Source organism: Myroides sp. C1519 (assembly GCF_038039755.1).
Lineage (GTDB): Bacteria > Bacteroidota > Bacteroidia > Flavobacteriales > Flavobacteriaceae > Flavobacterium > Flavobacterium phaeum_A.
This window is the reverse complement of sequence record NZ_JBBPHM010000038.1, coordinates 1-8,774: the sequence shown is the minus strand read 5'-3', so window position 1 is coordinate 8,774 and position 8,774 is coordinate 1. Positions and strand designations below refer to the sequence as shown.

Below are 8,774 nucleotides of genomic sequence, written 5' to 3'. Positions count from 1 at the left end.
GAAACGGCTGTTACAGATGTGTACTTCTGATTGTCTTTAACAAACTCTCCTAAGTTAATCTCAACCTTATCACCATTCTCATTTAAATAATAGAACTTATTATTTTCATAAAAAACATTACCATACTCTCCTTTTAATTGGTTGATAATTTTCGTTATGAATTCTTTTTTAGTAGTTATTTTTTCAATAAAAAAACTATTTTCTGTTAGCTCCGTTATAAAAAATTGATTATTAACTAATTCAGTCACAAACTTGTCACTTTTAGCAATCTCTTCAACTGCCAATTTCACTGTCTCACCATCAGAGTCAGTAATTACTAATTCATCTTTTATCAACTTAAAAGAAACATTCTTAGTATTAAAATCTTTCCAATCAATCTCAACTTTATCACCATTATCATTTAGGTAATAGAACTTATTATTTTCATAAATAACATTACCGAATTTGTCCTTTAATTGATCAACTAAATAATTAATAACAGTTTCTGAATGAAATATATCCTCAATATGATTGATAATTTCCTGTATTAAATGGATTTCATATTTCTGATTTACTTCATTTTCATAAACAAAAACACCTTTCTTTGTTTTATGAGGTAATAAAGTAGAAGGTAACTGCAATTCAATTAAAGGTATAGAAACAATTGAACCATTCGAATCTTGTAAATGTAGAATTCCTTCTTTGTCAACACTCAAAGATTCATTTCTATTTACATCAAAATCAATTGTATCATCTCCTAATCTTATCCACCCTTCCTTTCTATCGTTTCCATACTCTCCCCAATAGTAATATCCAGGCGTCAAGACATTCCCAATACTTGTTGTATTAAAAACTAATAATCCTATTTTAGGACTTCTCCCTTCAATCACATCACGATCAGATAAACTTTTTAGTTCAATCTGTGGAATTAACAACCCCTTATTGGAGGAATTCAGTTCTAAAATGGACGAAATGTGAGGTTCTTTCGTCCCAATACCAACTTGTGCATAAATTGCGAAATTACACGCAAAAAATAAAATTAACAGTATTTTTCTTCTCATATTAGTTAGTATATTAATTTATAGACAATATTATTGATTATTCTTAAACAAAAATACAAATTATAACATCTAACAAAATACTTGCAATTATTTTTACGAAAAACCTAATAGTCAAATAGTTAAAACACATAAAACTTATTAAATAATTACCTAAAACACTATTTCATAAAGATAAGCTCATTATTTTTTAGTAAAAACACAACATTATATCTAATAAAAAAACACTTTTTAACGCAACTAAATGCAACAGAACGTCAAGTTTAACATTTACGAATCTTTTTGTTATTAAAAATAAAAACAAGCTCCACTTTTCTTGTCATAGATTAAGTTTAAAATAAAAACATCCTCCTTACATTTGCCCTATCAATACAATATGAATCACAAAAAAATAAAAATGAAAATAGTAGCATTCGCAGCAAGTAATAGTTCAAAATCAATCAACTTAGAATTGATTAAAGCAGTTTCTAAACAATTTGGAGAACACGAAGTAGAAATCTTAAACCTAAACGATTTTGAAATGCCAATTTATTCGCAAGACAGAAATGAGGCTGGCATTCCTCAATTAGCTTTAGACTTCAACAAACACATTCAAGAAAGTGATGCCTTAATTATTAGTTTAGCTGAACACAACGGAAGTTTCAGTACAGCATTTAAAAACATATTTGATTGGGGATCAAGAGCAGAAATGAAGTTTTTCCAAGAAAAACCAATGTTATTGTTATCTACATCACCAGGAGCAAGAGGAGGACAAACAGTAATGGAAAGTGCAAAAGGCGTATTCCCTTACTTTGGAGCTAATATTAAAAACACATTTAGCTTTCCAAGCTTTTACGACAACTTCAAAGACGGAGAAATTGTAAACGAAACATTAAAACAACAAGTAGATGAAGTAATTGCTAATTTCAAAAGCAATCTATCTTAAATAAAAACACTATTTAAAACTAAAAAAGCCTAAAATGAGTCATTCATTTTAGGCTTTTTTTAGCTTAACAAGCTATCTAACAACTCTTCTACATTTGTATTTGTAAAAACAGTATCATTTACTAAGTGTATAGCATACTTTTGCTCCTCTACGCGTTCTACATAAACAATATGATGAATATTAATTAGATATTGCTTGCCATCAGAAGCTTTAATTCGAATAAAAGGATTTATCATTATTTATTAATTTACATACTTGGTAATATTTTCACTATATCTTTTATGTTGTTTTCAGAAAAAACACATTCGACAACATCTCCTGAAACAAGCCATACTTTCAATTTTACAGTCTGACTATCAATACTTGTTACAGCATAAGAAATAATATATCTAAAAGGAATAACCCTATACTCAACAGCCTTACCAGCACGTAGATAACTTAGATAAAGTTGGCTATACCCTGTGGCAAAATAACCATCTACCCCAAGGTAACAATTCTTTAACCTATAAAAGGAAATATGTTTTGTAAAATGTTCTTTTACTCGTTTTGAATCTTCCTTTTTAAGTCCATTTATAATGTATTCATTTTCTTGCATCTTTTCTCACTTTACTTTTCACTAAAAATACATAAAAAAGAATAGTATGCAATACTATTTTTTCTGTAAACTGCACATTCACAAATAATTTATACAATACACTCCTTTCAGAAATAAGCACTGAATATAGCGTTAAACTTAATCCAATCCCCTTCCCCATTTTTTATAAACCTAATCTTTTGCTTACCTTTGCATCCTCTAAGTCCTTAGATACCATAAAGACAAGTATCCTTTCTTATGTCTTTATACAAAACACTAAAAACAGCATAATTACAACTACAATGTTATAGGAAGTCACTCCTATCACACCCTATTAATAGTTATAATAAACAATATAAAATGAAAGACAATTTCTTTGTAAACTTATTTGTACAAGAAAGTAAAACCTTATTTAAACTAAAACACAGTGAACGATTATGGCACATTCCGTTAATGGCAATGTTAGCCACTGGAATCCCTTTGTTAACCGGATGGTACTTTGACAACCTACAAGCAGGATTATTAGCTTGTTTGGCTGGATTAGTAATTTTATACCTTCCTTCTAATATTCCAACACCACAGCGAATGCTTACAATGCTTGTTTGTTCATTCGGGTTTATGTTATCCTTTGCTGTTGGTATTACCTTTAGTTTCAACTTTGTTATTTCCTCTATTGCCTTTGGTATATTTGTAACCGCTGTGCAATGGGTAAACCTGTATTTTAATACCCGACCACCCGGAAGTTACTTTTTTATTATGGTGGCTTCTATGTCAAGTAATATGCCTTTTAACTTAGCTTCTATCCCAACCCGACTTGGCTATGTTGTTATGGGAACTATGTTTGCTTGTACATTGGCTATGATCTACAGTTTAATTGTGGGTAAAAAATACAATAGTAAAACTACGGCCCCATTGATTGTTCCAGTACCAATCAAAAAACAAGTAGATTACTTAATTCACTCTTTGATAGTTGGAGCCTTTATGTTTATTTCACTACTTACAGGACATTTACTGAAACTAAACAACCCATATTGGATACCCGCTTCCTGTGCTGCTATTATGCAAGGAATATCGCTTTATCACGTATGGCAAAGAGCACTACAACGTATTACGGGGACATTTATAGGATTGGGACTGTGTTGGCTTTTGATTTCTATTTCAGACTCGCCTTTATACATCTGTATATGCATCATGGTATTACAGTTCATCATTGAAATGTTTGTTACGCGAAACTACGCTGTAGCTGTGATATTTATTACCGCTCTAACCGTACTTTTAGCCGATGCAGCTAACCCACTAATCAGTACGCCAAATGCCTTAATTACAGCCCGCTTTTTAGACATCGTTATCGGAAGTATCATTGGAGGAATTGGAGGATGGTTTATTCACCACGAATATTTAAGAAAACAAACCAGAGATGGTATAAGAAACACAAGGTTGCAATTACTTAAAAAAATGCGCCGACAAGAACGTATATAATAAAAAATCCCACTGCAAACACAGTGGGATTTTTTATTATAACAACCTTAACCATCTACTATTTTAGGTAATTTGCCAAGATAAAGTCGGTTTCATCTTCCAAGTAATCCTGTAAAGTACCTAATCTATTCATAAAATAAAAGTCATTCTCTATCTGTCCCTCCTCCATAGGTCTAACTTCAATAATAAAGAAATGTTTATGAGGCACAGGACAAACACTTATGACGTTTTTCCATATATCTACTAAGGGTCTTTCGCGCTTTAAATCAATTACTTTTAAGTGAACTGGAATAGGCATATCAAATTCGTGATTCACGTAATAACGTCCACTCCTCTTCGTATCTCTATAAATTACGGGAGCCTTTTTCAACATAGAATCCTTTTTATTTAGGTAAACTAAATGTTCTTTTCCTTTATATGTAATCGGAAACACCTCATTGTGAATCGTTTCAAAAGACTGTACTTTTCTTCCACGCGAATTACACACTCTTACTTTTTCATTATTTACTTTCCTCACAATCTTAGACTCATTGTCAAACATACCAACGTAATTCTTGACAATGCGCTTTAATCTTGCTCTCTTGGCCTTATATAAATCCTGATCTATACACACAAATCGTTCATCAATTGTTTCAATCGGTAAAAAAGGTTCTCTTTTAATATCAGGATCAACCGTATAAACTTTTGTTGTAATCAATTGTCGGTTTTCAATCACAAAAGCCTTACATTTTTCTTTGACTATTCCCAACTTAAGATTAGGAACAAGTTTCCAATTCCAAAACTCTGTTCTTACTTGATATGTAATAACAACTTGTGCAATTGTAAAATGATTAACTACTGTTAGCAATATTCTTGAGTAGTGAAAGGGAGCAACTACTTTATTGGTGTGACTAATAATCCCATACAATCCGTTCTTGCTTTTTACGACAGCAAAACCAGTAGCAACAAATTTATCAGCTTCCAAATATTGAGGTTCTATCAAAACTACGTTGTTTTGATCGCGATATCCATATAGATTATTACTCCCTAAAAAAGGCGAGAAATCTATAACTGTGGTGATAGGAGTAGTATTCATAAGGAAATGATTAGTAATCTTAAATATAAATCATTTTTTTTATAAAAAACAAACAACAAACAGAATTATTTGACTCGTAAACAAATAATTACATATTAAAAGAAGGAAACTTATCTTATTTATACATGGCTTGCTCACATAATACAAGCATAATGCAAACATAATGCTCCCATAATTTCCCATTATTCTTATGGAAACACTATGACACCACTATGGGAGCACTATGGTACCACCCAAAATATGAATGCATTAAAACCTGTCTTGTCCTACTATAGCTGTACAGTTATAGTTGCTAATCCTGTTTTGTATTATACGCTTATTTCACAATAGCCCAACCATCAAAAGAAGCATAAAGATATCTTCCAAAACACCTTGCCTTATACTTGCTTAAACAACGCTATAACTAATTTTTTAAAATTCGGTATAAAAATAAAAGGTCATCACAAAAAATGATGACCTTTTATTAAATTCACTCAATCAAACCTCTTTGTTCAACCAAGTGTTTATTCTTTACATTCTATACAAATCAGAATAGTTACTAATATCCTTTAGCAACATCATCTCCTCTTGGGTCTGCCCCTGCTTGATACGTACCATCTGCATTAACTAAAATTCCCTCTACACGACCATAAGGCTTGCGTTCTTTCAGCATATATCCTTTGCTCTGTAAAGCTTTGCGAACACCTGTAGACAAAGCCTTTGGTTCATAATCAATTTGGTCCGGCAACCACTGGTGATGAAAACGCGGTGCAGCAACTGCCTCTTGCATATTCATTCCAAAATCAACTACATTTAAGATAGTCTGAAAAACTGAAGTAATAATAGTAGATCCTCCTGGCGTACCCACAACCATATAAAGTTTGTCGTCTTTTTCAAGAATTGTAGGCGACATTGAGCTCAACATACGCTTTTCAGGTTCGATAGCATTTGCCTTACCACCAACTAACCCATACATATTTGGAACTCCTGGTTTGATAGAAAAGTCATCCATTTCATTGTTTAACAAGAAACCAGCTCCACCTACCACAACTTTAGAACCATACGAATCGTTTAATGTAGTTGTAGCCGATACAGCGTTCCCCCATTTATCAACTACACAATAATGCGTTGTTTCATCACTTTCATAACCACTTAACTCACCCGCACTTACATCCGAACTCTTCGTTGCCTTGTCAAAAGACATTGTTTTCAGACGTTCTACATTGTATGCCTTATCAACTAACTTCTCTGTAGGCACTTTGTGAAATGCTGGATCTCCTAAATGTTCTGCACGATCAGCATATACCCTACGCGATGCTTCTGTCATTACCTGCACGGCTTTTTCAGATTGGAATCCCCATTGCTTCATTGGAAATTGGTCTATCGACTGAAATAGAGCGATAAGCGCAATACCACCACTACTTGGAGGAGGCATTGAAATAACCTTTAACCCTTTGTATTCTCCAACAATAGGAGTACGCCAAACAGCTTCATATCTCTTCAAATCCTCTAACGTAATCATTCCATTACCACGGTTCATTTCAGCTACAATTAACTCAGCTGTTTTACCTTCATAAAATCCTTTTCTACCGTCTTTTTGAACTCTCTTTAATGTTTCTGCTAAATCCGATTGAACCAACAAATCACCTGCTTTCCAATGTTCTTTAGCTGTTAAAGCATTCTTTTGTGTATTATATTTTTCAAAAATCGCATAATGGTCCGTCAACTCCTTTGCTTGTTTGGCAGTAATAGCAAACCCTTTCTCTGCTAAATCAATAGCAGGCTGAACTAATTCTGCCCAAGATAGTGTACCATATTTTTGGTGAGCCTTAACCATTCCATCCACTGTACCTGGAATTCCTGTTGCTAACGTACCATTTTGACTTAAATCAGTAATTGCCTCTCCATCACCAGACCAATACATATTTTCTCTGGCGTGCATTGGAGCTTTCTCACGGTAATCTAAAGCGTCAATTGTTCCGTCATTACCTCTGTAAACGATAAAACCACCACCACCGATGTTACCAGCATTAGGATAAACAACAGCTAAAGCCAACTCTACTGCCACCGCAGCGTCAACAGCATTCCCACCTTTTTTCAAGATGTCAACTCCCACTTTACTGGCTTCAGGATGAGCAGATACAATCACTCCATTTTTAAATGTTTCCGGATTTTGTGCTACTACTTGCAGTAAACTACCACAAAGCACAAATGCAGATATAAGTATTTTTCTCATTATTTATAGTTTTGATTGCTGCAATATAGATAAATTAGAAAGGTAGATTGTCTTTTTCCGTGATTTTAACGACAAAAAAAATCCCTGAGGTTACCCTCAGGGACTGATTTTCAAAAAAAACAATTACTATAAATTATTAAGTAACTCTTCCATTTTCTGCATTCTCAATTCTAAATTATTGATATGCTCTTGTTGTTTTTTGTTCACTTCATCTTGTTCGATAATGTATAAGTACAACTCCTCAATTTTCTCTAATTGTTCAATAACCAATTTAGAGTAATCTACAATGTATCCGTTTGCTGCTTTGTTCAAGTCACCGATTGGCGTAACACCAGGTAAATGGTGATTTTCTTTTACAAAGTTTTTCACATACTCTAAATCTTTGAAGTCATAGTCGTATTTAATAGCCGACTCTCCTAAGAAATATTTCTCGAATACGTAATCCGCATAAGTTGATGTTTGAGAGTAGATAGTTCCGTTTACGAAAGTATCACCTTCTACGTATAACTTGGCGTTTGTAGCAATATTTCCTAATTTTGCAGGTACATTATCTGCTCCAATTGCTACATTTCCATATTGATAGATATCATCTTCTGTTGTTTCTGGGCGATCATTTGGTGCTTTTTGTTTATTCCAAGCTCCATTTTTAAACCCAGGTTTAATACTTAGAGTACCATCTGTCAACAATTTAAAATCTGTATCTACAGGCTTAACCACACCCGGAGCTTCAAAAACTGCAGTATTAATAGAGATTACATAAGGATTCGATGCTGTTCCCACATCATTCATAGTACCATTTTTACCATTAATTTTCAATGGCAATACAACAGTAGTAACTCCACCTACTCCTGCTGGTCCTTGAGCTCCTGTTGCTCCAGCTGGTCCTACTGGCCCTTGGACACCTTGAGCTCCTTGAAGTCCTATTGGTCCTTGAAGTCCTATTGGTCCTTGTGGTCCTACTGGTCCTACTGGTCCTTGAGATCCTGTTGCTCCTGTTTCTCCTTTGTCTCCTGTTTCTCCTTTTGGTCCTTGTGGTCCAACTGGTCCTTGGATTCCTTGCTTTCCTTCAGGTCCATCTTTTCCTGGTAGACCTTGAAGTCCTGGTATTCCATCTGCTCCAGTATCTCCTTTATCTCCCTTATCTCCTCTATCTCCTTTCTCACCTTGGATTCCTTGTTCTCCTTGTTCTCCTTGTTTCCCTTCAAGTCCTTGAGATCCTGTTGCTCCTTGTGGTCCTGTTTCTCCTTTTGCACCATCTTCTCCATTGATTTTTGTCCATGTACCATCCTCTTGAATAATCCAAACACCACTATCATTGTGAACAACTGTTACTCCTTCTCCTGCTGATCCTGGAGGACCTGTTTGACCTGGTTGTGATTCTGATTTAAAACCAGTATCTCCTTTGTCTCCCTTATCTCCTTTTGCACCATCTTCTCCATTGATTTTTGTCCATGTACCATCCTCTTGAA

General features: G+C 34.0%; 6 protein-coding genes and 2 pseudogenes. 2 read left to right on the top strand and 6 right to left on the bottom strand.

Annotated features, from left to right (window positions below):
- Positions 1–1,040: pseudogene (locus AABL81_RS13315) on the bottom strand (hypothetical protein); the annotation flags it as partial.
- Between the two features lie 394 nt (positions 1,041–1,434).
- Between AABL81_RS13315 and AABL81_RS13310 the strand changes: the two are divergent.
- Positions 1,435–1,962: an NADPH-dependent FMN reductase gene (locus tag AABL81_RS13310; protein WP_158211261.1), complete on the top strand. Its 528-nt coding sequence runs from the start codon at positions 1,435–1,437 to the stop codon at positions 1,960–1,962.
- 59 nt (positions 1,963–2,021) lie between these two features.
- Here the strand turns inward: AABL81_RS13310 and AABL81_RS13305 are convergent, their stop codons facing one another.
- Both AABL81_RS13305 and AABL81_RS13300 read right to left on the bottom strand, forming a co-directional pair.
- Positions 2,022–2,198 (bottom strand): hypothetical protein, encoded by a 177-nt coding sequence (locus AABL81_RS13305; RefSeq protein ID WP_341341300.1) that lies wholly within the window; start codon positions 2,196–2,198, stop codon positions 2,022–2,024.
- An 11-nt stretch (positions 2,199–2,209) separates the two neighbouring features.
- The gene (locus AABL81_RS13300; protein WP_341341299.1) at positions 2,210–2,557 is read right to left on the bottom strand and encodes a hypothetical protein; all 348 of its coding nucleotides are present in this window, start codon (positions 2,555–2,557) and stop codon (positions 2,210–2,212) included.
- A 339-nt stretch (positions 2,558–2,896) separates the two neighbouring features.
- Here AABL81_RS13300 and AABL81_RS13295 point away from each other — a divergent pair, with 339 nt between their 5' ends.
- Positions 2,897–4,015, top strand: coding sequence for an FUSC family protein (locus tag AABL81_RS13295; RefSeq protein ID WP_341341298.1), 1,119 nt, complete (start codon positions 2,897–2,899; stop codon positions 4,013–4,015).
- Between the two features lie 58 nt (positions 4,016–4,073).
- On the opposite strand, the gene AABL81_RS13290 is transcribed toward AABL81_RS13295, so the two are convergent.
- From AABL81_RS13290 to AABL81_RS13280, 3 genes and pseudogenes are all read right to left on the bottom strand, one after another.
- Positions 4,074–5,090 (bottom strand): WG repeat-containing protein, encoded by a 1,017-nt coding sequence (locus tag AABL81_RS13290; RefSeq protein WP_341341297.1) that lies wholly within the window; start codon positions 5,088–5,090, stop codon positions 4,074–4,076.
- Positions 5,091–5,628: 538 nt separating this feature from the next.
- Positions 5,629–7,305, bottom strand: a complete 1,677-nt coding sequence (ggt, locus tag AABL81_RS13285; protein ID WP_158211266.1) for a gamma-glutamyltransferase — start codon at positions 7,303–7,305, stop codon at positions 5,629–5,631.
- Positions 7,306–7,431: 126 nt separating this feature from the next.
- Positions 7,432–8,774 (bottom strand): annotated as a pseudogene (locus AABL81_RS13280) (hypothetical protein); the annotation flags it as partial.